The sequence below is a fragment of the Acidimicrobiales bacterium genome (assembly GCA_016716005.1).
Classification (GTDB): Bacteria; Actinomycetota; Acidimicrobiia; order Acidimicrobiales; family JADJXE01; genus JADJXE01.
Map to the genome: position 1 here is coordinate 228,164 of JADJXE010000001.1, position 23,622 is coordinate 251,785.

Below are 23,622 nucleotides of genomic sequence, written 5' to 3' on the forward strand. Positions count from 1 at the left end.
CTGGCCGGCCCCTCCCACCCGCTTCCTGCGCTCCGCAACGTGGCGCTCGTCGCCCACGTCGACCACGGCAAGACGACGCTGGTCGACGCCATCCTGCGCGCCACCGGGGCGGTGCGCTCCCACCAGACGATGCCCGACCGGGTGATGGACTCCGACGACCAGGAGCGCGAGCGGGGCATCACGATCCTCGCCAAGGCCGCGTCGGTGCGCTGGCGGGGCGTGAAGATCAACCTGGTCGACACGCCGGGCCACGCCGACTTCGGCGGCGAGGTCGAGCGGGCCCTCACCATGGTCGACGGGGTCCTGCTGCTCGTCGACGCGGCCGAGGGACCGCTGCCCCAGACCCGCTACGTGCTGTCCAAGGCGCTGGCCCGGGGCATCCCGGCGGTGGTGGTGCTCAACAAGGTCGATCGGGCCGACGCCCGACCGGCCGAGGTCGTGGACGAGATCTACGAGCTGTTCTTCGACCTGGGCGCCAGCGAGGACGACATCGAGTTCCCGGTCGTGTCGGCCGTGGCCCGGGAGGGGCGGGCCGTGGCCGGGGTCGGGATGCCGGCCGCCGACGCCGACCTGGGACCCCTGCTCGACGCCGTGCTCGACGCCGTGCCCGCGCCGAGCGGTGACCCCTCGGCCCCGCTCCAGGCCCTGGTGACGAACCTCGACGCCTCCGACTACCTGGGCCGGCTCGCCATCGGGCGGGTGGTCCAGGGCACCCTCCGCCGGGGCGAGCAGATCGCTCTCTGCGAGGAGGACGAGGGCCAGCCGCCGCTGCGCCGCAAGCTGACCCAGCTGCTGGGCTTCGAGGGTCTCGATCGGACGGAGGCGGAGGAGGCGCCGGCCGGGGAGCTGTTCGTGATCGCCGGGTTCCCCGAGGTGGAGATCGGCGACACGCTGGCCGATCCGGTCGACCCGACGCCCCTGCCGCGCCTCACCGTCGACGAGCCCGTGCTCCGCATGACGTTCGGGGTCAGCACCTCCCCGCTGTCCGGCCAGCAGGGCACCTACCTCACCTCACGCCACCTGCGCGAGCGGCTCGAGCGGGAGGTGCTCGGCAACGTCGCCATCCGCATCGCCGACACCGAGTCCCCCGACGTGATCGAGGTGGCCGGCCGGGGCGAGCTGCAGCTGGCCGTGCTGATCGAGTCGATGCGGCGCGAGGGCTACGAGCTCCAGGTGAGCCGGCCCGAGGTCATCACCAAGGAGATCGAGGGGCACCGCCACGAGCCCCTGGAGCGCGTCGTCGTGGACGTCCCCGAGGAGCACGTCGGCACGGTCACCCAGGCCCTGGCTCCCCGTAGGGGCCGTGTCACCGATCTCCGCCCCGGCGACACCGGCCGCACGATCGTCACGGCCGAGGCCCCGGCGCGCGGCCTGCTCGGCTTCCGGTCCCAGCTGCTCACGGCCACGCGCGGCACGTGCCTGATCCACCAGCACGCCGCCGGGTGGGTGCCGTGGGCCGGCGACCTGCCGGCGCGCGTGAACGGCGCCATGCTCGCCGACCGGGCCGGCACGTGCACCCCCCACGCGCTCGACAACCTCCAGCTCCGGGGCGAGCTGTTCGTGGGCCCGGGCGACGTCGTCTACGAGGGCATGGTGGTCGGCGAGTGCAGCCGCGCCGGCGACATGGTGGTGAACGCCGTGCGCGAGAAGGAGAAGAGCAACATCCGCACCCACTCCCACGACGAGGGCGTCAAGCTGGCCCCGCCCAGGGTGCACACCATCGAGACGGCCATCGAGTGGCTTGCCGACGACGAGCTGGTCGAGATCACCCCCGGCGCGGTGCGCATCCGCAAGCGCCTGCTCCGCGAGCAGGACCGCCGGCGAGCCGCCAAGCGTTGACCCACCGGCGCTGCGGTCAGCCCCGCGTGGCCGGGTGGGGGAGCAGGCGGGCGCGCCGCGACCGCGGGCCCAGATGGCCGGCGAGCAGGGCGTAGACCTCGTCGCCGACCATGGCCACGAGCTCGTCCCGCATGGTGACGTACACCGGGTGGTGCCCCACGAACGCGTCCGGCGCGTCGGTGCACCACCAGTGGAAGTGATCGCCGCCCTCGCCCCAGTCGCGGCGCTTCCACTCCCGGATGGTCGAGGTGACGTGGCCCAGCTCGTCCACGCTGTCGACCCGGCGGAGCGGGAGCTGCCAGCACACGTCGGGCTTCAGGTCGAGCGGGGGGAGGCCCCGCTCCAGCGCGGCGCGATGCAGCGCACACCCTGCGCCCCCCGGGAACCCCGGCCGGTTGAGGAAGATGCAGGCGTCGTCGACCAGCCGGGTGCGCCACGAGCCGTCCTTGCGGCGCCTGGCGAAGCCGTCGCGCCGGCGGGCCACGTGCTGGAGCTGCCAGAGGTCGGGGGTGAGCGTGGCGGCCGCGGCCGCCACCCGGTCGTGGTCGGCGTCGTCGGTGAAGTGGGCGCCGTACGAGCAGCACCCGTGCTCGAGCTCGGGAGCCGGCCCGGTGAGGACCCCCGGGCAGCCCGCGCCGAAGACGCACGTCCAGCTGCTGGCGAGGAACGTGAGGTCGAACACCCACGTGCGGGCCTCGTGGGGGTCGTCGAAGGAGACCCACTCGTGCAGGTCGCGAGGCTCGGTGTCGCGCACGGGCCGAAGCCTAGGGTGCCGCCGCGAGGCGGGCCGGTAACGTGCCGGGCGTGCACGACCCGCTCGTCGACCAGCTCCGCGGCGCGCTGGCACCCGACCGCGTCCGCACCGGGGCGCTCGAGCTGTCGCTCTACGGCCACGACGCCTCGGGCCTGCAGGGCGACGCCGGGGTCGTCTGCTTCCCACGCTCCACCGCCGAGGTGCAGGCGTGCGTCCGGCTGGCCCGGACCCACGGCCGGCCGTTCGTGGCCCGCGGGTCGGGCACGGGTCTGGCCGGGGGAGCGGTACCCATCGGCGCCCCGGTCGTGATCGTCACCACCAAGATGGACCGCATCCTCGAGGTCGACGCCGACGAGCGGGTGGCGTGGGTGGAGCCCGGGGTGGTCAACCTCGACCTCACGCGCCACCTGCTCCCGCTGGGCCTGCACTTCGCCCCCGACCCCTCGAGCCAGCAGTCGTGCTCCATCGGGGGCAACGTGGCCACCAACTCGGGAGGGCCGCACTGCCTCGCCTACGGCGTCACCGCCGCCCACGTGCTGGCCGTCGAGGTCGTGCTGCCCGACGGTGAGCTGGCCCTGCTGGGCGGCCTCGATCCCGATCCGCCCGGCTTCGACCTGCGGGGTGTGTTCGTGGGTGGCGAGGGGACCCTGGGGATCGCCACGCGGGTGGCGGTGCGCCTCACCCCGAACCCACCGGCGGTCCGCACGCTGCTGGTGGCGTTCTCGTCGGTCGAGGCCGCCGCGGCCACGGTCGGTGCCGTGATCGCGGCCGGGATCGTGCCCGCCGCCATCGAGATGATGGACGCACGCATCACCGCGTGCGTGGAGGACTACGTGCACGCCGGCTACCCGCGCGACGCGGCTGCCGTGCTGCTCGTCGAGGTCGACGGGCTGCCCGCAGGGGTCGAGCACGATGCCGGTCGGGTGGCCGAGCTGGCTCGCGAGCACGGTGCCACCTCGGTGCGGGTGGCGGCCGACGACGCCGAGCGGGCACTGCTGTGGAAGGGCCGCAAGACCGCCTTCGGTGCCATCGCCAGGGTGAAGCCCGACTACTACCTGCACGACACCGTGGTGCCGCGGTCGCGGCTGGTCGAGGTGCTCCGGCAGATCTACGAGATCGCCGAGCGCCACGACCTGATCGTGATGAACGTGTTCCACGCCGGGGACGGCAACCTGCACCCGCTGCTGGTCTTCGACCGGCGGGAGCCCGGCGTGCTCGAGCGTGTCCACGCTGCCGGGGAGGAGATCGTCCGGGTGTCGCTGGCGGCCGGCGGCGTGCTGTCCGGGGAGCACGGGATCGGCATCGAGAAGCGCGAGCTCATGGCCCTGCAGTTCTCGCCCGACGACCTCGACGCGCAGGCCCGCTTGCGGGACGCCTTCGACCCGGACGGGCTGGCCAACCCCGAGAAGATCCTGCCGGCGGGCTCGCGTTGCGGCGAGCTCCAGCAGGTGCCGCCCGGGCTGTGGGTGTGACCGAGCCGGCCGGCCGGCTGGCCGGGTTCGTCGCCGAGGTGGGCCGGGAGGGGCCGGTGGTCGCGCTGGGGGGGCGGACCCACTGGTGGGTCGGTGGCGCGCCGGCGGGGGGCGCCCGCCAGGTGCGGGCACCGGCGGGGATCCTCTCCCACCACCCCGAGGAGCTCACGGTCCGCTGCGGTGCCGGGACGACGGTGATCGAGCTCGACGCCGCCCTGGCCGAGCGGGGCCAGATGGTGCCCCTCGACCCGGCCGACCCGGCTCGGGCCACGGTGGGCGGGGTGCTCGCGGCCGGCCTGTCCGGGCCCCGGCGGCTCCGCCACGGCCCCGTCCGCGACGCCCTGCTCGAGGCCCGCTACGTGTCGGCCGACGGACGGCTGATCCGAGCCGGCGGCCCCACGGTGAAGAACGTGAGCGGGTACGACCTGTGCCGGCTGCTGGTGGGCTCGGTCGGCACCCTCGGCCTGCTGGGCGAGGTGGTGCTGCGGGTCCGCCCCCGTCCGGCGGCCGCCAGGTGGCTGGCCGGCGAGGCCGACCCCGTCGCGCTGCGCCGCCGCCTCCACGCGCCCTCGTCGATCCTCTGGGACGGCGTGACGACCTGGGTGCTCCTCGAGGGGCACCCGCGCGACGTGGCCGAGCAGGCGGTGGCGTCGGGCTTGCGCGAGGTGGCCGGCCCGCCGCCGCTGCCGCCGTTCCGCCGGTCGGTGCCGCCGCGGTCGCTGCGCCAGCTCGACGGGCCGTTCGTGGCCGAGGTCGGGGTGGGCACGGTGCACGTGGCCCAGCCGCCGCCGCCGCGGGTGGTCTCCGAGCCGGTGCGACGCCTGCACGAGCGGCTCAAGGCCGCGTTCGATCCCACCGGCCGGCTCGGGCCCGGCCGCGACCCGCTGGTGCGATGAGCGGCCCGCACGGGCCCGGCCCGGTGCACGCAGGGCGGTTGGCCATCGACGACGCCGAGCTGGCCGCGTGCGTCGGTTGCGGGCTCTGCCTGCCGCACTGCCCGACGTACCGGGTGAGCGGCGAGGAGGTGGCATCGCCGAGGGGCCGCATCGCCGCCATGCGGTTGGTCCACCTCGGCGGCGCCCCGATCGACGACGACTTCGTGGCCGCCATGGACGCCTGCGTGCAGTGTCGGGGCTGCGAGACGGCGTGCCCGTCGGGGGTGCGGTACGGGCACCTCATGGAGGGGACCCGTGAGACCCTCGCCGCCGAGCACCGCCTCACGCCCTGGTGGCAGCGGGCGGGGCTGCGGGCCCTGCCGCACCACCGGCTGGTGCTCGCCGGTTCGACCGCGCTCGCCGTGGGCCAGCGGCTCGGCCTCGTCCCTCGCCGCCTGGGGTTGCCGCCGCTGCCCCTCCGCCGCCCGGGTCTGGTGCCCAGCGGCGACGACGTGTGGCTGTTCACGGGGTGCGTCATGGACGCCTGGATGCGCCCGACCCACCTCGCGGCCCAGCGCCTCGTGGAGGCCACCGGGGCCGGGGTGGCGTTCCCCGGGCCGGGCGGCGCCTGTTGCGGCGCCCTGCACCTGCACGCCGGCCTGGTCGACGACGCCCGTCGGCGGGCGGAGCGGGTGATGGCCTCGATGCCGGGTGACGCCCCCGTGCTGGTGGATGCGGCCGGGTGCGGCGCCGCCCTGCGCGACTACGGGCACCTGCTGGGCACGGCCGCGGCCCGTGCGTTCGGTGAACGGGTGCTCGACGTGCACGAGTGGCTCGCGCCCCGCGTGGGGGCCCTGCCGCGGCCCGCCCGGCCGGTGCCCGGGCGGGTCGCGGTGCAGGACCCCTGCCACCTCCGCCACGTGCAGCGTGCCCACCAGCACGTGCGCACGGTGCTGGCCCCGTACGTGGAGGAGCTGGTCGAGCTGGGCGACGACGGGCTGTGCTGCGGTGCCGGTGGCGCGTACGCGGCGCTGCACCCCGACACGGCCGGCGAGATCCGGGCCCGGAAGCTGGCTGCCATCGCCGCCAGCGGCGCCGGCACCGTCGCCAGCGCCAACCCGGGGTGCGCGCTGCACCTGGGCGGCGCCGGTGTGCGCGTCCGCCATCCCCTCGATCTGGTGGCCGAAGCGCTGGGGCCCGCCTTGACCCGCCGTTGATCCTCATCCTCCACTTCAGGTCGATGTTCGTGGCAGATCGTCGGCCGTTCCTCGTGGAACGCTCGGCCTGTGGTTGACCTCGACAGATCGGAGCCCTCGTGGCTGGAGAGTTCGACGACATCCGTGCCCGACTGGAGGCGATCGCCGAGGAGCTGGCCGACCTGGCCATCCAGCGCCTCCGGGAGTCGATCGACGCCGGGGGCACCGAGCTGCCCGTCGACGAACGGCGGCTCACGCGCGCCCGGCGGGCGGTGGAGAAGGCGATCGCGATCCTGCGGGAGCCCGACGACGCCGAGTGAGCCCCAGCCGGATCGGCTCGCCGCCCTGGTCGGGCTCGGGCGCGGTCTCAGCCCGGCATCGCGCCGCGGTTGACGGCGTCGATCAGCGCCCGGAGCCGGCCGTGCTGGCGGCCGTCGAAGCGCAGCACCAGACGGGGCCGCTCGACCTCGTCGTCGTCGGCGACCTCGGGAGCGAGCGGGGCGGTCCGCTCGATGGCCCCGGCCGTGCACAGGTCGGCGAACTCGTGGTTCAGGGCGGCCAGCTGCTCGTCGCTCGGGGGGCGTTGCAGCCGCAGCACCAGGCGGTCGCCGACCCAGCGCAGCGAGTGGTACACGGCGAAGAAGCTGACGATCTCGCGGCACGCGGCGTCCACGTCGTCGGTGACCAGGTACAGGTCGAGGTCGTCCGGCGAGATCAGGCCCCGCTCGAGCAGCTCGTCCACGACGAAGCGGCTCCAGACCTGCCAGTACGTGCCGTCGGGGACGTCGAGCAGGACGATCGGTGCCGGCAGGGCCTTGCCCGTCTGCACCAGGGTGAGCAGCTCGAAGGTCTCGTCGAGGGTGCCGAAGCCGCCGGGGAGCGACACGAACGCGGCCGACTCCTTGATCAGCATCAGCTTGCGGGTGAAGAAGTACTTCATGGCGACGAGCTTCTCGTCGCCGGCGATGACCGGGTTGGCGCCGGACTCGAAGGGCAGGCGGATCCGGACCCCGATGGAGCGCTCACGCCCGGCCCCCTCCATCCCGGCGGCCATGATGCCCGGGCCGGCACCGGTCACGACCATCCAACCCTGCGCCGCCAGCGCCCGGGCCAGCTCGCGCGCCTGGACGTAGAGCGGGTCGTCCGGCCGGGTGCGGGCCGAGCCGAACACCGTCACCTTGGGCACGCCCACGTAGGGGGCGAACATGCGAAAGGCGGCCCGCATCTCCTGCAGCGCGGCGTTGGCGATCTTGAGGTTCAACCGCTCGCTGCCGTCGCCGGCGAGGCGCACCGCCGAGACGAAGATCTCGAACAGCTGGTCGCGGTCGGCGGTCGCCCCGACCGCGTCGAGCAGCCCCGTCAGCCGGGCATCCAGATCGGGGTCGCCGGTTCGGGTCCGGGGGGCGCGCTCGCTCATGCGGGTGCCAGCCTCGCGCGCCGGCGGACCCGCTAGCCGACCGTGGCCACGCGGCCGTACAGGGTGGTGCGCTGCTCGAGGCGGCGATCGAGGCCGTCGATCATGGCGGCGAACCCCACCTCGTCCATGGCCTGTCCGTGCGAGGCACCGGCGGCACGCGAGATGTTCTCGTCCATGAGGGTGCCGCCCAGGTCGTTGGCACCGGCCTGCAGCAGTTGGCGCGCCCCGTCGAGGCCCATCTTCACCCACGAGACCTGGATGTTGGGGATCCAGCCGTGGTAGGCGATGCGGCCGACCGCGTGCAGGAGCAGGGCCTCCCGGAAGGTGGGGCCCCGGCGGGCCCGCCGCTGCAGATAGATGGGTGCGGCCATGTGCACGAAGGGGAGCGGCACGAGCTCGGTGAACCCCCCCGTCTCCTGCTGGAGCGCCCGGGTCCGCACCAGGTGGCGCGCCCAGTGCACCGGCTGCTCCACCGACCCGAACATGATCGTGACGTTGGAGCGCAGGCCGACCCGGTGGGCCGTGCGATGGGCGTCGAGCCACTCGTCGGTGGTGATCTTGTCCGGGCAGAGCACCGCTCGGATGTCGTCGTCGAGGATCTCGGCGGCGGTGCCGGGCAGCGTGCGCAGACCGGCCTCCTGCAGGCGGCCCAGGTACCGGCCCAGGGGCTCGCCCAACCGTCGGGCGCCCTCGGTCACCTCGAGCGCGGTGAAGCCGTGGACGTGGATGCCGGGGGCCGCCTCCTTCACCGCCCGGCACACGTCGACGTAGTAGTCGCCGTCGAAGTCGGGGTGGATGCCGCCCTGCAGGCAGACCTCGGTGGCGCCCAGCGCGACGGCCTCGACCACCCGCTCCTGGATGTCGTCCAGGGTGAGCAGGTAGGGGGCGCCCCTCAGGTTGAGGCTGAGGGGCCCCTTGGAGAAGCCGCAGAACCGGCACTTGAAGGTGCACACGTTGGTGTAGTTGATGTTGCGGTTGTGGACCCAGGTGACGGCGTCGCCGACGGCCTGCCGCCGGAGGTCGTCGGCGACCTCGGCCACCGCGGCCACCTCGGGTCCGCGGGCGCCGAAGAGGGTGACGAGCTCGGCGACGCCCGGCTCCTGGCCGAGGAGCACCCCGGCGAGCACCTCGCCGACCGCCCCCCGGGCCGCCGGGGCCGCCGGGAGCAGGCGGTGGGGGCGCGCGTCGGCGCCGGAGCACCAGGCCGTGGACGCGAGCCCGGGGTGCACCCCGTCGGGGCCGGGTAGGGCCCGTTCGGGCACGATCGAGCCGGGGTCGTCGCGGCCGAGGCCCTCGGCGTCGCTGCGGTCGAGCACCGGGAAGCGCAGCGCCGGTGCCAGCCATCGCCCGGGGTCCAGGGCGTGGCCGGGGTACACGGTGAGCCGTGGAGCCAGCGTGAACCCGGCCTCCTCGGTCACGGCCCGGAGGCGGTCGCGGGCCGGCCAGGGCCGCTCGGGGTTGACGTGATCGGCGGTGACGGGCGAGACGCCGCCCCAGTCGTCGATGCCCGCCTCGAGGAGCACGCCGAAGTCGTCGCTCAGGTTCGGCGGTGCCTGCAGGTGGATGTCGGCGGGGAGCACGAGACGGGCCGCGGCGATGGTCCGGAGGAACTCCTCGGGCGGGCAGGCCGGCGCCGCGTGCATGCCGGTGCCGGGCTTGGGCAGGAAGTTCTGGACGATCACCTCCTGGACGTGCCCGTGGCGCCGCTGCGCCGCCGCGATGGCATCGAGGGCATCGAGGCGGTCGCGGCGGCTCTCGCCGATGCCCACGAGGATGCCCGTCGTGAACGGGATGGCGAGCTCGCCGGCCGCCTCCAGGGTGGCCAGTCGCCGCTGCGGCGTCTTGTCGGGCGAACCGCGATGGCAGTCCAGGGCCGGGTCGAGCGACTCGAGCATCATCCCCTGCGACGCCGACACCTCTCGGAGCGCGGCCAGCTCGTCGCGGTGGAGCGCCCCGGCGTTGGCGTGGGGGAGCAGCCCGGTCTCGTCCAGCACGAGCCGGCACATGGCGGCCAGGTACTCGACCGTCGAGCCGTACCCGTGCTTCGCCAGCCAGTCGCGGGCGACCGGGTACCGGTCCTCGGGCCGCTCGCCCAGCGTGAAGAGGGCCTCGTGGCAGCCGGCGTCGGCACCGGCTCGGGCGATGGCGAGCACCTGCTCGGGGGTGAGGTAGGGCCCGTCGAGGCGTGCGGGCGGCTGCGCGAAGGTGCAGTAGCCGCAGCGGTCCCGGCAGAGCATCGTGAGCGGGATGAAGACCTTCGGCGAGTACGTGACGCGCGTCCCGGTGGTGGCGTCGCGCACCGCGCCGGCCCGCGCCAGCAGCTCGGCCAGGGGCAGGTCGAAGACGTCAGGCACGCGGGTCGTCCTTTCGGCCGCGGTGGGCGAGGTGGTCGCCGGCCGGCGCGGGGGAGGGGTGCTCCCGGCCCGGGCCGGGCCGGGAGCGGATCGCCGGGGGCGAGAACGTCTGGTTGCACTCCCAGCACACGAACGGCTGGTCGAGCTCGTGGCCGCACGGGGCGTGCACCAGGACCGTGGGCGGTCCCGCCCCGCCCGAGAGCCACCGGTCACCCCAGCGCATCAGGGCCACGAGGGCAGGCGAGAGGTCGACGCCCATCGGCGTGAGCCGGTACTCGAAGCGTGGCGGATGGGCCTGGTACTGGCGCTTCTCCAGCACGCCGTGCTCGACCAGCTTGCGGAGGCGGTCGGCGAGCACGGGACGGGCGATCCCGAGGTCGCGGCGGAAGTCGTCGAAGCGGCGGATGCCCCGGAAGGCGTCCCGCAGCACCAGGATCGTCCAGCGGTCGCCGATCACCTCGAGGGTGCGAGCGATCGAGCACGAACCGCTGGGATCGGTGGCCTGGGGCTCGCCCACGAGGGGCACGCTAGCAGTCGGTTCGCGAACAGAACCGAATCGGTTCGCCCGCCGAACCGACCTCGTCAGCTCCGGAGCCGGCGGGCCTTCGCCTCGAGGCTGGCGAGCAGGTCGCCGAACGACGCGGAGAACGAGGCCACGCCCTCGTCCTCGAGCACGCGGGTGACGTCGTCGAGGTCGACGCCGACGTCGGCGAGGGCGTCGAGGTGGGCCCGGGCGTCGTCGACCCCGGCGTCGACGGTGCGGGCCACGGTGCCCTCCTGCTGGAAGGCGTCGATGGTGCCGTCGGGCATGGTGTTCACGGTGTCGGGGCCGATGAGGGTGTCGACGTACAGCGTGCTCGGGTACGACGGGTTCTTGGTGGAGGTGGAGGCCCAGAGGGGCCGCTGCACCCGTGCCCCGCGCGCCGCCAGGGCCTCCCACCGGGGGCCCGAGAAGCGCCGGAGGAAGTGCTGGTAGGCCAGCTTCGCCTGGGCCACGGCCGCCTTGCCGCGCAGGGCCAACGCGGCGTCGGTGCCGATCGCCTCGAGGCGGCGGTCCACCTCGGTGTCGACGCGGCTCACGAAGAACGAGGCCACGCTGTGCACCCGCGCCAGGTCGCCGTCGCAGGCCTCGAGCCCCGACTGGTACGCCTCGATCACCCCGTCGTAGCGCTCGAGGCTGAAGATCAGGGTGACGTTCACGTTGTGACCGTCGCCGATGACGCTCCGGACCGACGGGAGGCCCTCGGCCGTCCCCGGGATCTTCACGAGCAGGTTGGGCGCGGCGATCCGCTGGTGCAGGTCGCGGGCGGCGGCGGTGGTCTCGGCCGTCTTGCGGGCCAACCCGGGGTCGACCTCGAGGCTCACGAAGCCGTCGGTGCCCCCGCTGGTCTCGTACAGGGGGGCGAACAGGTCGAGGGCGTGGCCGATGTCCTCCACGGCCATCTGCCAGTAGGCGGCATCGACGGGTGCCCCGCCGGCGACCAGCTCGGCGAACTCGGCGTCGTAGTCGGTGGATCCCTCGATGGCCTTCTGGAAGATCGTCGGGTTCGATGTCAGGCCTCGGACGCCCTGGTCGATCAGCCGCTGGAGCTGGCCCGACGCGAGGTACCCGCGGCGCAGGTTGTCGAGCCAGGGGCTCTGGCCCTGGCTCCGGTAGAGGTCGACGAGCCGGCTCACGGTGCTGCCTCCTCGGATCGGCGGGCCAGGAGGGCCCGGGCGCGTTCGGCGACGTTCTCGGCGGTGAAGCCGAACCGGGCGAGGACCTCGGGGCCGGGGGCGGAGGCGCCGAAGTGGTCGATGCCGACCACGTCGTCGGCCCACCGCTCCCACCCGAAGGGGGAGGCGGCCTCGACCGCCAGCCGGGGGACGCCGGGGGGGAGCACCTCCGCCCGGTAGGTGGCGGGCTGCTCCGAGAAGAGCTCCCAGCAGGGCAGCGACACCACCCGGGCGGTGACCCCGGCCGCGCCGAGCTGCTCGGCCGCGGCCACGCACAGGTGCACCTCGCTCCCGGTGCCGATCAGCACGACGTCGGGGGGGCCGGCGTCGACCAGCACGTAGCCGCCCCGGGCCACCGAGGCCGGATCGTCGGTGCCGGCCAGGACGGGCAGGCCCTGGCGGCTGAGGATCAGCGCGGTGGGCCCGTCGCCGTCGACCGCCACCCGCCAGGCGTGGGCCGACTCGTTGGCGTCGGCCGGGCGGATCACCCGCAGGCCCGGCATGGCCCGCAGCGCGGCGAGCTGCTCGACGGGCTGGTGGGTCGGGCCGTCCTCGCCGAGCCCCACCGAGTCGTGGGACCAGGAGAGCACCACCTTGGCCCGGCTCAGCGCGGCCAGGCGCACGGCGCCCCGCATGTAGTCGCTGAACACCAGGAAGGTGCCGCCGAAGGGCAGGACCCCGCCGTGGTGGGCCATGCCGTTCATCACCGCGCCCATGGCGTGCTCGCGCACGCCGAAGTGCACCAGGCGGCCACCGGGGGAGTCGGGCGCCTGGGTTCCGGCGCCCTCGAGGTCGACCCCGGTGTTGCCGGTGAGGTCGGCCCCTCCACCCACCAGCCCGGGCACCACCGGTGCCAGGGCGTTGAGGCAGGCGACGCTCGACGTCCTGGTCGCGACCTCGGCCCCGGGCTCCCAGCGCGGCAGGGCGGACTCCCACCCCGGTAGCCCCCGACCGGCCAGGCACGCCTCCCACGCCTCGCGGTCGGCCGCGAGGCCGGCGACCCGCTCGTCCCAGGCCTGGCGCTCGGCGGCACCCCGCGCAGCCACCTGCCGGTACCAGGCGGCCACGTCGTCGGGCACGTAGAAGTCCTGGTCGGGAGGCAGCCCGAGGATCTCCTTGGTGGCCCGCACCTCGTCGGCGCCGAGCGGCGAGCCGTGGGCCGCCGAGGTGTCGGTCTTGTGCGGCGACGGGTACCCGATGTGGCTGCGCAGCACCAGCAGCGAGGGTCGCTCGTCGTCGGCGATGGCGCGCCGCAGGGCCGCCTCGAGCGCGTCGAGGTCGTTCGCGGCCTCTCCCAGCACGTCGACCCGCCAGCCATAGGCCTCGAAGCGCCGGGCCGGGTCGTCGGTGAGGGCGAGCTCGGTGGGGCCGTCGATCGTGATGTGGTTGTCGTCGTACACGGCGATCAGCCGACCCAGCCGCTGGTGCCCGGCGAACGAGGCGGCTTCGTGGCTGATGCCCTCCATGAGGTCGCCGTCGCTGCAGAAGGTGAACACCCGGTGGTCGCAGCGCTCGGGGCCGAAGCGGGCCCGCAGCCACCGCTCGGCCAGCGCCATCCCGACGGCGTTGGAGATCCCCTGCCCCAGCGGGCCGGTCGTCACCTCGACGCCCGGGGTCTCGCCGGCCTCCGGGTGCCCGGGCGTGCGGCTGCCCCACTGGCGGAAGGCCCTCAGGTCGTCGAGCGTCAGCCCGTAGCCCGTCAGGTGGAGCATCGAGTAGAGGAGGATCGACGCGTGGCCGCACGAGAGCACGAACCGGTCGCGATCGGGCCAGCCCGGTGCCGCGGGGTCGTACCGGAGGACCCGGGTCCACAGCACGTGGGCCAGGGGCGCGAGGGCCATGGCCGTTCCGGGGTGGCCCGAGCTGGCCCGCTGCGGACCGTCCATGGCCAGGCCGCGGATGACGGCGACGGCCCGCTGCTCGATGTCGCTCACGCTGCCCTCCGCTCGGCCGCCGACCCCGGCGGCCACCCTAACCGGGCGGCCCCGGGTCGTCGCGGAACAGCGCGACGGACGCGGTGAGGCCGTGCACGAAGGGGCGGCCACCCACCGGGCCGATCTCCCCGGCGCAGAACATGCCGGCCACGGGCACGCCGCCGAGCAGGTCGCTCACCAGCGAGGCGTCGTGGTCCGGCCGGCCGAACAGGCCGGTGCCGCGCCCGTTGCACGTGAAGACCAGCGCGGCGTCGGCGGAGGTGCCGGCGAGGAGCGCCCGCAGATCCTCGTCGGCCGAGGCCGCGTCGCGCACCTGGAACTGCAGGGTCGCACCGACCTCGACGACCTCGCCGACGGCCAGGGCGCCGACCTCGCGATCGGCGCCGAGGACCCCGCGGATCAAGAAGTCGCCCCGACCGAACTCGGCACGGTGCTCGTCGATGACCCGCCCGACGTGCAGCCCCCGCGCCGCCAGCGCCCGCTCGTCGGCGTCGAGCCCACCGAGGACCTCCTGGAGCCGCGCGAGCGCCGGCCGGCCCGCCAGCTCGTACACGACGTTGCGCTCGCTCCGCGTCACGGTGAGGGGGTGACCGATGGGGCGGCACCCCTGCGAGACGACCGTGGCGACGGGTCGGTGGAGCAGGACCCCGACGGCACCGTCGGCGTGCGTCGCCTCGCCGAGGACCAGCCGGTTGCCGCCCGGCCCGCGGGCCGCCGAGGCGAGCCCCCCGACCACCGTGAGCCCGGGGTGGCGGTCGTGGACGTCGGCCAGCAGCCGCTCGACCGGGAGGCTGAAGGGGTCGGCGAGAAGCAGCAGCGTCGAGGCCCGGTCGAGGCGCTCGGGGTCGAGCCCGTCGATCCGCAGGCCGCCGCCCGTCGTGCGGGCGGTGAGGCGCACAGGGGCGACCGTTCCCAGCCGGCCGGCCCACAGCGCGACCGCGGCGGCGTCCTCCACCTCGCGCCGCCCCCCGAGGACGGACACGGCGGTGGCGCCCAGCAGCACCCGTGGGGCGAGGGTGGCCCGCACGACCCCCGCGATGTCCTCGAGCGCTCCGGCGTGCGGCGCCGTCACGAGGACGACGGCCAGGTCGGGCTCCGGGCCCAGCCGTTCGAGCACCTCGCCCACCACCTCGCCCACGGCGTGCGTGGCCAGCGGGTGCTCCGACAGGCCGGCCGCGAACGGCATCGCTACTCGGCCGGCGGGAGGAGGGTGACCGGCACCACCGTCCACGGCCCCTGGTCGATGCGGCAGTGCGCCTCGACGGTGTCGTAGTCGGCGAACTCGAGCTCACCCCGCACCAGCCGGTAGGTGAACCGGCCGGGCTCGACCGTGAACGGCTGCACGTTGCGCGCGACCTGCGCGTCGCCGCGGCGGAAGACGACCTCGAGGATCCCGTTGCCGGGCTCGTCGGGCCGGCAACGGATCAGCACCACCAGGTGCGGCTCGATCGTGCAGGGGACCGGCTGGGGAGCGGGGAGCGAGAAGAAGACGCCGCCGAGGTCGAGCCGCGTGGACGGTCCGGGGACCTGGCGGAGGTTGAACGACTCGACGAACAGGGCGGAGACGATGTCCATGCCGGGAACCTACCGGTGGGGCCCGTGGATCGCCTCGCCGGCCACCCACGTGGTCTCGGCGCGCAGCTCGCCGTCGAGCGCCACCAGGTCGGCTCGCTTCCCGGGGGTGATCTCGCCCCGGTCGTGCAGCCCGAGGAGCCCGGCCGGGGTGGTCGACGCGGCCCGCACGGCCTCGGCGAGGGTCACCCCGGCCCGGCCCACGACGTTGGCGACGGCCCGGTCCATGGTGAGGGTGCTGCCCGCCAGCGTGCCGTCGGGCAGGCGGGGGACCCCGTCGCCGAGCCGCACCGCGATCGAGCCGACCTGCCCGGCGCGCCACGCGACGGCATCGGTCACCAGCACCACCCGGCCGGCCGGCTTGGCCCGGAACGCCAGGGCGAGCACGGCAGGGTGCACGTGGACGAGGTCGGCGATGAGCGAGACGGCCAGGCGGTCGTCGGTCAGGGCCGCGCCGACGAGCCCCGGCGCCCGGTGGTGGAGCGGCGCCATGCCGTTGAAGCAGTGCGTCACCAGGCGGGCCCCGGCGTCCACGGCCGCCCGGGCCTGCTCGAAGGTGGCCGTGGAGTGTCCCAGGGCGGTCAGCACGCCCCGGCCCGTGAGGTCGCGCACGGCACCGATGGCGCCCGGGAGCTCGGGTGCGAGGGTGACCAGCCGCACCACGGGCGGGAGGCTCGCGAGCCAGGCCCGATCGGGTGGCCGGAGCAGCTCGACCGGGTGGGCGCCGGGCGCACCACCGAGGAAGGGCCCCTCCACGTGGGCCCCGCCGATCGTCGGTCGGGGTCCGGGCCGGGTGGCCGCGCCGGCGATGCGGGCCAGGGGCGCGTCGAAGGCGTCGAGGGGAGCGGTCACCAGGGTCGGGCACCACGTGGTCACGCCCTGGCGGGCGAGGAGCTCGTCGAGGCGCGCCCAGTCGGTGCCGGCCGCGTGGGCCACGTCGACGTCGTCGATCCCGTTCACCTGCAGGTCGACGAACCCGGGTGCCAGGGTCCGGTCGGGCACCGGCCCGGCGGTCGGCCCCACCGCCACGATGGTGCCGTCGTCGACCACGACCTCGCCGGGGGCCAGCACCCCCCCGGGGGTGACGACACGGGCCGCGCGGATGGAGGTCACGGGCCCGCCGCCCGGCGCCTCAGTGGCGGCCGGCGGGCACCCGGGGCTCACCCGATCGCACGACCGGCCGGTCGTGGCGCACCGTCGCCCACCCGAACCGGCGGAACAGGCCGATGGCCCACCAGCCGGGGTCGATCTCGCCGCGACGGAACGACAGCCGAGCCGAGGTGGCGGCCGCGTGGTGGTTGTTGTGGAGCCCCTCGCCCACCGTGAGGAGGGCGAGCCACTGGAGGTTCGTGGCCGAGTTCTCGTGGGGGCGCCGGCCGAAGGTGTGCCCCAGCGAGTTCACCGCGGCGTTGAGCGACAGGTAGGCCACCGTGTGGACGGCTGCGGCCACCAGGCCCCACACCGGCCCGAGGGCCACGACGAGGATGCCGATGCCGATCCCGAGGCCGAGCCACGCCCGGTCGAACAGGGCGCGATCCCATCGGTCGGCCGGCAGGTCACGGGCGTAGCGCTCGACCAGGCCGGGCGAGCGGGCCGCCCGCCGGTAGAGGGCGACGTTGGTGAGCTGCACCCGCACCCACCCGAGCAGCACCGGGGAGTGCGGGTCGCCCTCCACGTCGGTGAAGGCGTGGTGGGCCCGGTGCACGGCCACCCACTCGCGCGGGCGGATGCCGGTGGTGATCCACGTGATGACCCGGAACCCGAAGGCCAGCGGGCGAGCCAGCGTGACGGCCCGGTGGGACAGGGCACGGTGGAGGTAGACGGTCGTGGCCACCATGGCCACCTGGGAGACGAGGAGGCCGACGAGGACCGCGATGAGGAGCACCCGACCACCGTACCCTACCGACCGGTCGGTAGGGAGACATCGAGCCCTTCCGGGGCCGGATGAGGCCCCCCCGCTACCCTGGGTGAACACATGGCCACCCCTGCCCCCGCGATCTCGACGCGCGAAGCGATCCTCGAGGCCGCCCTCCACTCGTTCGCCGAGCACGGCTACGACGGCACGTCGCTGAACGACATCGCCGAGGTGGTGGGGATCCGCAAGCCGAGCCTGCTGCACCACTTCGCATCGAAGGAGGCCCTCTACCGCGAGGTCGTGGAGCGGTCCCTGACCGACTGGTACCTCGAGGTGGAGGCGCTGGCCGAGGTCGACCGGGGTGGCTGGCCGCAGATCGACGCCCTGCTCACGGCCGGGTTCCGGTTCTTCCGCCAGCACCCCGACTTCGTGCGCCTCATCCGGCGCGAGGCGCTCGACGGCGGCGATCGCCTCGGCCAGGACCTCGGCGGCGCGCTGCGGCCGCTGTTCGTCCGGGCGGTCGGCTACCTGCAGCGCGAGATGGACAGCGGCCTGTTCCGCGCCCACGACCCGGAGCAGCTCCTGCTCACCGGCTACGGCGCCCTGCTCAGCTACTTCAGCGACCTGCCCTTCCTGGCCGGCCTCCTCCAGCACGACCCGCTCGATCCCAGGGCGCTGGAGGCCCGGCTCGAGCACGTGCGGGCCTTCTTCCGGGCGGCCCTCGAGCCCGACGGCGGGTTCCGCGACATCTGACGCGCAGTAGGTTCCCGGCCCATGCCGAGCGTGCGGGTGGGGGACACCGAGGTCGCGTACGAGGTCATGGGGGACGGGGAGCCGATGGTCTTCCTGCACGGCACCACGCAGACGAAGGAGATGTGGCTGCTGCACGTGCCTGCCCTGGCAGGCCAGGTGCGGGCCGTCCTCGTCGACCTGCCGGGCTCGGGCTCGACGACCGACGCCGGCGGCCCGCTGGAGCTCGACGACCTCGCCGAGCTGGTCGTCGCCGTGGCCGACGACGCCGGAGCCGACCGCTTCCACCTGGTCGGCTACTCCCTCGGCGCGGTCGTCGCCGCGACCACCGCGGCGGCCGCCCCCGAGCGCGTGCGCACGCTCAGCCTCATCGCCGGGTGGGCCACCACCGACCAGCGGATGCGCTTCACCTTCGGCCTCTGGCGGCACCTCATCGCCACCGACCCGGTGCTGTTCAACCGGTACGCGTACGCCGACGGCTTCACCGCCGAGTTCTTCGAGATGGCCGGCGACATGGTCGAGTCGATGCTCACGGTGAGCACCCCCGAGCCCGGCTCCGACCGCCAGCTCGAGCTCGACCAGCGGGTCGACATCGCCGACCGCCTCGCTGCGATCTCGGCACCCACGCTCGTGGTCGGCGGGCTCGAGGACCGGTGGGTCGACGTCCGCCACAGCCGGCACCTGGCCTCGGCGATCCCGGAGGCGAGGCTCGTCGAGCTCGACGCCGGGCACCTCCTCTACGCCGAGCGGGCCCCGCAGCTCGTGGAGCTGCTCGCCCAGCACGCCCGCCAGGGCTGATCGGCCGGCCGGCGCGGTCGGGGCCGGGTCGCGTCAGGCCGCCCCGGCGGTCTCGGCGAGCTGGCGCAGGGCCAGGCGCACCAGGTGGTCGAGGGCGTTCAGGTCCTCCTGCAGGCTCTCGGCCCGGTACGCCCAGCCGCCGTGGCGACCCTGCCCGAGGACCGGGCGGAACGAGCACCGGGGGCCGAGCACGGAGACCGCCGACCGCCGGAGCGAGGGCCATCTGGTGGCGATCGCCAGGGCGCCGAGGGCGCCGGCCCCGCCCGCCTCGCGCCCGGCAGGGCTCCAGGCGGCCTCGAGCACGTCGAGGGCCCGCCGGCCCAGGGCGGCCTCGGCGTGCACCTGGTCGAGCCAGGGTCCGGCCTCGTCCTCCAGCCCGGGCGCCTCGCACTCGGCGGCGGCGGTCAGCCACGAGCGGAGCCGGGCCACCCCGGCGTCGCGGGCCGCACCCGGGGCAGCCGCCGCCACCGCGGCGACCAGCCGGCGCGGCACCTCGCCGTCGCAGGCCTCGGCGAAGGTGCGCCAGCCGAGGGCGTCGGCCTCCTCGGCCCACGCCGCGACCGGGTCCTCGCCGCGCAGCCAGGCGGCCACCGAGGCCAGTGGCAGGGTCGACGCCCGCGGCTGCACCATCGGGTTGGCGAGGTAGCCGCCGCAGGCGTCGAGCAGGGCGGGCCCGCGGCCGCGCAGCGGGCCGAGGAAGAGCCGGTCGCCCATGACGGCGTCGTTGACGGGGTAGTTGTCCCAGAGCAGGGGTGGGCGACCGCCGAGCGACGCTGCCCGGCCCCGGGCCTCGGCCGCGGTGATGGTGTCGTTCACCACCGCCGTGCCGGTCCACCCGATGAGGACGTCGGTCGGGATCGTCGCGAGCGCGTCGAGGTACGGGGTCGACCGCACGCCGACGTACTCGGTGGGAACCAGCACCAGGCCGGCCCGTCCGGCCAGGCGGTCACGCAGCCAGATCGTGAGCTCGGCGTGCTCCTCGCCCAGGCCCGGGCGCTCCGGGATGTCGTCGAGGGCCAGGCACACCAGGCCGACACCCACCGACAGGGCCTGGTCCACTTTGGCCAGCAGCGCGTCCCGATCCGCCCGGGACCGCGCGTCGACGGACAGGCCCGGCGAGATCCCGAATCCCACCACCAGGCCCGACTCGGCCACGAGCCGCCGGAACCCGTCGAGGGCCTCGCGACCGTACGGCTCCCGCCACTCCGCCCGGTGCCGAGGGTCGTCCTTGGGCGCGTAGACGTAGTGGGTCATGCCCCGGGCCGCGCACCGGCGCAGCACCTCCACACGCTCGTCCCAGGTCCATGGCCGGCCGTAGAACCCCTCGACGAGGCCGGCGACGGGGCCGGCGACGGTGGCGGCCGGCGTCGCCGACGGGCTGGTCACGGGTCGGTACGGTAGGAGGCCGTGCCCGATCCCACCACCGCCACGCTCTCCGAGGCCGACTCCAAGGCGCTGCTCGCCCGGCACGGTGTCCCCGTGCTCGACGAGCGGGTGGCCTCCACCCCCGCGGCCGCGGCCGAGGCGGCGGCCGCGGTCGGCTTCCCGGTCGTCGCCAAGCTCTGCGGCGACGCCATCGCCCACAAGACCGAGCGCGGCCTGGTGCGGCTCAACCTCCCGGACGCGGGGGCGGTGCGGGCGGCCGCGGCCGAGCTGCTGGCTGCCGCCACACCCGACGACGGCGACGTCGCCGTGCTGGTCGCGCCCATGGTGAAGGGCAACCGCGAGCTGATCGCCGGCCTCCACCACGATCCGCAGTTCGGGATGACCGTCATGCTGGGCCTGGGCGGGATCCTCGCCGAGGCCATCGCCGACGTCGTCTTCCGGCTGGTGCCGATCCACCGCGAGGACGCGTACGACATGATCGACGAGCTGCGGACGCAGGCGCTCCTCGGCCAGTTCCGGGGCGAGCCGCCGGTGGAGCGCGACGCCCTGGCCGACGTGCTGCTCGGGCTGTCCCGGGTGGCGATCGACGAGCCGTCGGTGCGGGCCGTCGACCTCAACCCGCTCATCGTGGTCGACGGGCGACCGCTGCCGGTCGACGCCCTGGTGGAGGTGGCCCGATGACCCGGCCGTCCGACGAGCAGTTCCGCGCCCTGTTCGAGCCCCGGGGCGTGGTGGTCGCGGGTGCCTCGACGCACCCGGGCAAGTTCGGCTTCGTCGCCCTCCACAACCTGCTGGCCTCCGGGTTCGGCGGCCGGGTGCTCGCCACCAACCGGGAGGGGGCCGAGGTGCTCGGCGTGCCGTCGGTGCCGTCGATCGAGGATCTCCCGGACGGTTGCGCCGACCTCGTGTTCGTCTGCACGCCCGCGGCGGCCAACGTCGACCTGCTCCGGGCCTGCGCGGCCAAGGGGATCCGCGCCGCGTTCGTCACGTCGGCCGGCTACGGCGAGGCCGGTCCCGAGGGGCGGGTCGCCGAGGACGAGCTGGTGGCCGTGGCCGCCGAGCTGGGGATCCTGCTGGCCGGCCCCAACGGCCAGGGCGTGGTCTCGACGCCGGCGAACCTGTGCGCCCAGATCGTGGCGCCGTACCCGCCCGCCGGCCGGATCGGCGTGGCCAGCCAGTCGGGCAACTTCGTGTCCTCCTTCCTCAACTACGCGGTCATGACGGGCATCGGCATCAGCCGCGCCGTGTCGGCCGGCAACGCCGCGGCCGTCACCGTGCCCGACTACCTCGACTTCTACGCCGACGACCCGGCGACGGCGGTGGGCCTGGCCTACGTGGAGGGCGTGGCCGACGGTCGCGGCTTCTTCGAGCGGATCCGGTCGGTCGCCGCCCGCAAGCCTCTCGTGCTCGTGAAGGGGGGCGCCACCAGCGGCGGCCAGCGGGCTGCCGCCTCCCACACCGGCTCGCTGGCGAGCGACGACCGCGTGTTCGACGGCGCCGTCCACCAGGCCGGTGCCACCCGGGCCGCCACGGTGGAGGAGGCCTTCGAGGCCGCCGCCACCTTCGCCACCCAGCCCCTGCCGCGCGGCCCCCGCACGGTCGTGCTGACCACAGCCGGCGGGTGGGGTGTCGTCACGGCCGACGCCATCAGCAGGGGCAGCCTCACCCTGGCCGCCCTCCCCGACGACCTCCGCGCCGCGGTCGACCAGAAGCTCCCTCCCCGGTGGAGCCGCAACAACCCGGTCGACCTCGCCGGCGGGGAGACGCGCGACACCATCCCGGAGGTGCTCGAGCTGATCGCCTCGCACCCCGAGGTCGACGCGGTGATCCAGCTCGGGCTCGGCATCCAGTCGAACCAGGCGCGCCTCATGCGGACCGGCCCCTTCTACCCGGATCACGGGCTCGACCGGATCGTGGCGTTCCACGAGCGCCAGGACGCCCGGTACGCCGAGGCCGCGGCCTCGGTCTCCGACGCGACCGGCAAGCCGATCCTGCTGGCCACCGAGCTGGCGGTGGCGTCGCCCGACAACCCCGGCCCGGCCGGTGTCCGAGCGACGGGACGCCTGTGCTACGCGTCGGCGAACCGGGCCGTGACCGCCCTCGACCACCTGTGGCGCTACGCCCGGCACCGCCAGCGCCACGAGCGGTGAGCCGGCCGGCCCCGTCCCGGCGGCGCCGGGTGACGCCCCCTGCGGCTCGGGAGCGGCGAGGCTGATGCGCGTGCGTCGCCACCACGTCCGCCGGGCCCTCGTGTGGCTCGCTGTCCCGAGCCTGCTCGTCGGGCTGGCCGGGTTCTCCGTGGCCATGGCGGCCGACGCCGAGAGCCTCGCCGCGAGCCCCCCGCCGGCCGGGGCGCGGGCCCCGGCGGCCGGCACGCCGATCCTGTCCCTCCGCCGGGTGCCCGAGGTCCTGGTCGCACCGGTGGCCGACCGCCGGCTCCGGGCCGAGCTCGATGCCTACGCGCAGGCGCTTCCCGGGGGTGCGTGCCTCGTCGTCGCCGTCGACGGCGAGCGCATCGCCGAGCGCGACCCCGACGTCGCGCTGATCCCGGCCTCGAACCAGAAGCTGCTCACCGCCCTGGCCGCGCTCGACGTGCTGGGGTCCGAGACCCGCCTCACCACGCAGGTCCTGGCGGCCGCTCCGCCCGCCGGTGGGGTCGTCGAGGGCGATCTGTTCCTCGTGGGAGGGGGCGACCCCCTCCTCATGACGGCCGACTACGCGGCCACGCTCCGCCGGCAGCCGCAGCTGCGGACCCCCGTCGAGCAGCTCGCCGACGACGTGGTCGCGGCCGGGGTGCGCGAGGTGCGGGGGGCGGTCGTGGGCGACGAGTCCCGCTTCGACCAGGTCCGCACTGTGCCCAGCTGGCCGTCGAGCTACCTGGCCGAGCGCCAGGTCGGCCCGCTCACCGCGCTGTCCGTGAACGACGGCTTCTCCTCGTTCCGGCCCAACCCCGAACCGGCGGCCGACCCGGCGGCGTCGGCGGCCGCGGTGCTCGCCGACCTGCTGCGCCAGCGGGGCGTGGTGATCCGCGACGGCGCCCGATCCGGCCAGGCGCCCGCCGGGGCCGCCACCGTGGCGTCGATCCCGTCGGCGCCGCTCCGCGAGGTCGTCGGCGAGATGCTGGCCGAGAGCGACAACGGCACGGCCGAGCTGCTGCTCAAGGAGATCGGCCGGGTGGGCGCGGGCAGCGCCAGCACCGCGGCGGGCGTCCAGGTGACGGCGGCCGCGCTGGGAGCGCGGGGCCTGCCGCTGAGCGGCTCGGTCCCGGTCGACGGCTCCGGGCTCGACCGGGGCAACCTCGTCACCTGCTCGCTGCTCGATGGCATCCTCCGGGCGGCGGGCCCGTCGTCTGACCTCGGCCAGGGGCTGGCCGTGGCCGGCCAGCGCGGCACCCTCGGTGCCCGGTTCCGGGGCACGGCGGCGGAGGGGCGCCTGCTGGGCAAGACCGGCTCCATCCGCGAGGTGTCGTCGCTCAGCGGGTTCGTCACCGCCGCCGCCGGCCACACCCTGACGTTCGCCCTGGTGGTCAACGGGCCCGAGGCCGATCGCCAGGGGTTCGCCCTGCAGGACGCCCTCGTCGACATCCTCGCCCGCTACCCCGACGCCCCCTCGGTCGAGCAGCTCGGCCCTCTCCCGGCGGGGGCGCCCGGCGCCTGACGCGCCTGCGCGGCGGTGCGCCCGAACGGGCGGACGGCCCGGGAGCG

Annotated in this window: 21 protein-coding genes; 10 read left to right on the forward strand and 11 right to left on the reverse strand. The window is 75.2% G+C overall.

From position 1 onward, the window contains the following. Complete coding sequence (gene typA / locus IPM45_01130; protein MBK9178172.1) at positions 1-1,839, forward strand: translational GTPase TypA; 1,839 nt, start codon at positions 1-3, stop codon at positions 1,837-1,839. A 16-nt stretch (positions 1,840-1,855) separates the two neighbouring features. On the opposite strand, the gene IPM45_01135 is transcribed toward typA, so the two are convergent. Beyond that, positions 1,856-2,593 carry a hypothetical protein gene (locus tag IPM45_01135; protein ID MBK9178173.1) on the reverse strand — a complete coding sequence of 246 codons (738 nt, stop codon included), beginning with the start codon at positions 2,591-2,593 and terminating at the stop codon, positions 1,856-1,858. Between the two features lie 41 nt (positions 2,594-2,634). On the opposite strand from IPM45_01135, the gene IPM45_01140 reads away from it, so the two are divergent. From IPM45_01140 to IPM45_01155, 4 genes are all read left to right on the forward strand, one after another. Next, the gene (locus IPM45_01140; protein MBK9178174.1) at positions 2,635-4,065 is read left to right on the forward strand and encodes an FAD-binding protein; all 1,431 of its coding nucleotides are present in this window, start codon (positions 2,635-2,637) and stop codon (positions 4,063-4,065) included. Beyond that, a complete protein-coding gene (locus IPM45_01145; protein MBK9178175.1) occupies positions 4,062-4,961 on the forward strand; it encodes an FAD-binding protein in 900 nt (299 codons plus the stop codon). Before IPM45_01140 ends, IPM45_01145 begins: the two co-directional genes overlap by 4 nt. Further along, entirely contained in the window at positions 4,958-6,157 is a 1,200-nt protein-coding gene (locus IPM45_01150) for a (Fe-S)-binding protein (protein ID MBK9178176.1), read from the forward strand. Before IPM45_01145 ends, IPM45_01150 begins: the two co-directional genes overlap by 4 nt. Positions 6,158-6,255: 98 nt before the next feature. After that, positions 6,256-6,456: a hypothetical protein gene (locus IPM45_01155; GenBank protein ID MBK9178177.1), complete on the forward strand. Its 201-nt coding sequence runs from the start codon at positions 6,256-6,258 to the stop codon at positions 6,454-6,456. Between the two features lie 47 nt (positions 6,457-6,503). Here the strand turns inward: IPM45_01155 and IPM45_01160 are convergent, their stop codons facing one another. The 9 genes from IPM45_01160 to IPM45_01200 all read right to left on the reverse strand — a co-directional run bounded on the left by IPM45_01160 (position 6,504) and on the right by IPM45_01200 (position 17,014). Continuing rightward, positions 6,504-7,553, reverse strand: coding sequence for a TIGR00730 family Rossman fold protein (locus IPM45_01160; protein MBK9178178.1), 1,050 nt, complete (start codon positions 7,551-7,553; stop codon positions 6,504-6,506). A gap of 32 nt (positions 7,554-7,585) precedes the next feature. Then, entirely contained in the window at positions 7,586-9,871 is a 2,286-nt protein-coding gene (gene cofH, locus IPM45_01165) for a 5-amino-6-(D-ribitylamino)uracil--L-tyrosine 4-hydroxyphenyl transferase CofH (protein MBK9178179.1), read from the reverse strand. Positions 9,872-9,899: 28 nt separating this feature from the next. Continuing rightward, the gene (locus tag IPM45_01170) at positions 9,900-10,424 is read right to left on the reverse strand and encodes a helix-turn-helix transcriptional regulator (GenBank protein MBK9178180.1); all 525 of its coding nucleotides are present in this window, start codon (positions 10,422-10,424) and stop codon (positions 9,900-9,902) included. Between the two features lie 65 nt (positions 10,425-10,489). Then, the gene (tal, locus tag IPM45_01175) at positions 10,490-11,584 is read right to left on the reverse strand and encodes a transaldolase (GenBank protein ID MBK9178181.1); all 1,095 of its coding nucleotides are present in this window, start codon (positions 11,582-11,584) and stop codon (positions 10,490-10,492) included. Continuing rightward, positions 11,581-13,557, reverse strand: coding sequence for a transketolase (gene tkt, locus IPM45_01180; GenBank protein ID MBK9178182.1), 1,977 nt, complete (start codon positions 13,555-13,557; stop codon positions 11,581-11,583). Before tkt ends, tal begins: the two co-directional genes overlap by 4 nt. 37 nt (positions 13,558-13,594) lie before the next feature. Then, a complete protein-coding gene (locus IPM45_01185) occupies positions 13,595-14,743 on the reverse strand; it encodes an FIST C-terminal domain-containing protein (protein ID MBK9178183.1) in 1,149 nt (382 codons plus the stop codon). A 2-nt stretch (positions 14,744-14,745) separates the two neighbouring features. Continuing rightward, a complete protein-coding gene (locus IPM45_01190; GenBank protein MBK9178184.1) occupies positions 14,746-15,132 on the reverse strand; it encodes a hypothetical protein in 387 nt (128 codons plus the stop codon). Between the two features lie 9 nt (positions 15,133-15,141). Further along, on the reverse strand, positions 15,142-16,242 hold the full coding sequence (locus tag IPM45_01195; GenBank protein MBK9178185.1) for an N-acetylglucosamine-6-phosphate deacetylase: 1,101 nt from the start codon (positions 16,240-16,242) through the stop codon (positions 15,142-15,144). A 19-nt stretch (positions 16,243-16,261) separates the two neighbouring features. Then, positions 16,262-17,014, reverse strand: a complete 753-nt coding sequence (locus IPM45_01200) for a fatty acid desaturase (GenBank protein MBK9178186.1) — start codon at positions 17,012-17,014, stop codon at positions 16,262-16,264. Positions 17,015-17,104: 90 nt separating this feature from the next. Between IPM45_01200 and IPM45_01205 the strand changes: the two genes are divergently transcribed. After that, the gene (locus tag IPM45_01205) at positions 17,105-17,737 is read left to right on the forward strand and encodes a TetR family transcriptional regulator (protein MBK9178187.1); all 633 of its coding nucleotides are present in this window, start codon (positions 17,105-17,107) and stop codon (positions 17,735-17,737) included. Between the two features lie 21 nt (positions 17,738-17,758). Beyond that, positions 17,759-18,532, forward strand: a complete 774-nt coding sequence (locus tag IPM45_01210) for an alpha/beta fold hydrolase (GenBank protein ID MBK9178188.1) — start codon at positions 17,759-17,761, stop codon at positions 18,530-18,532. 33 nt (positions 18,533-18,565) lie between these two features. Here the strand turns inward: IPM45_01210 and IPM45_01215 are convergent, their stop codons facing one another. Further along, entirely contained in the window at positions 18,566-19,918 is a 1,353-nt protein-coding gene (locus tag IPM45_01215; protein ID MBK9178189.1) for a beta-N-acetylglucosaminidase domain-containing protein, read from the reverse strand. A gap of 21 nt (positions 19,919-19,939) precedes the next feature. On the opposite strand from IPM45_01215, the gene IPM45_01220 reads away from it, so the two are divergent. The 3 genes from IPM45_01220 to dacB all read left to right on the forward strand — a co-directional run bounded on the left by IPM45_01220 (position 19,940) and on the right by dacB (position 23,575). Further along, positions 19,940-20,599, forward strand: a complete 660-nt coding sequence (locus tag IPM45_01220; GenBank protein ID MBK9178190.1) for an acetate--CoA ligase family protein — start codon at positions 19,940-19,942, stop codon at positions 20,597-20,599. Next, a complete protein-coding gene (locus IPM45_01225) occupies positions 20,596-22,068 on the forward strand; it encodes a CoA-binding protein (protein ID MBK9178191.1) in 1,473 nt (490 codons plus the stop codon). The genes IPM45_01220 and IPM45_01225 overlap by 4 nt, the downstream gene beginning before the upstream one ends. A gap of 64 nt (positions 22,069-22,132) precedes the next feature. Then, complete coding sequence (gene dacB, locus IPM45_01230) at positions 22,133-23,575, forward strand: D-alanyl-D-alanine carboxypeptidase/D-alanyl-D-alanine-endopeptidase (protein MBK9178192.1); 1,443 nt, start codon at positions 22,133-22,135, stop codon at positions 23,573-23,575. The last annotated feature ends 47 nt before the right edge of the window (positions 23,576-23,622 follow it).

Coding starts and splice junctions, on each gene's coding strand:
- IPM45_01190 (MBK9178184.1), bottom strand. CDS start 15,132: ATGGACATCGTCTCCGCCCTGTTCGTCGAGTCGTTCAACCTCCGCCAG.
- dacB (MBK9178192.1), top strand. CDS start 22,133: ATGCGCGTGCGTCGCCACCACGTCCGCCGGGCCCTCGTGTGGCTCGCT.
- IPM45_01160 (MBK9178178.1), bottom strand. CDS start 7,553: ATGAGCGAGCGCGCCCCCCGGACCCGAACCGGCGACCCCGATCTGGAT.
- IPM45_01150 (MBK9178176.1), top strand. CDS start 4,958: ATGAGCGGCCCGCACGGGCCCGGCCCGGTGCACGCAGGGCGGTTGGCC.
- IPM45_01185 (MBK9178183.1), bottom strand. CDS start 14,743: ATGCCGTTCGCGGCCGGCCTGTCGGAGCACCCGCTGGCCACGCACGCC.
- IPM45_01210 (MBK9178188.1), top strand. CDS start 17,759: ATGCCGAGCGTGCGGGTGGGGGACACCGAGGTCGCGTACGAGGTCATG.
- IPM45_01225 (MBK9178191.1), top strand. CDS start 20,596: ATGACCCGGCCGTCCGACGAGCAGTTCCGCGCCCTGTTCGAGCCCCGG.
- IPM45_01205 (MBK9178187.1), top strand. CDS start 17,105: ATGGCCACCCCTGCCCCCGCGATCTCGACGCGCGAAGCGATCCTCGAG.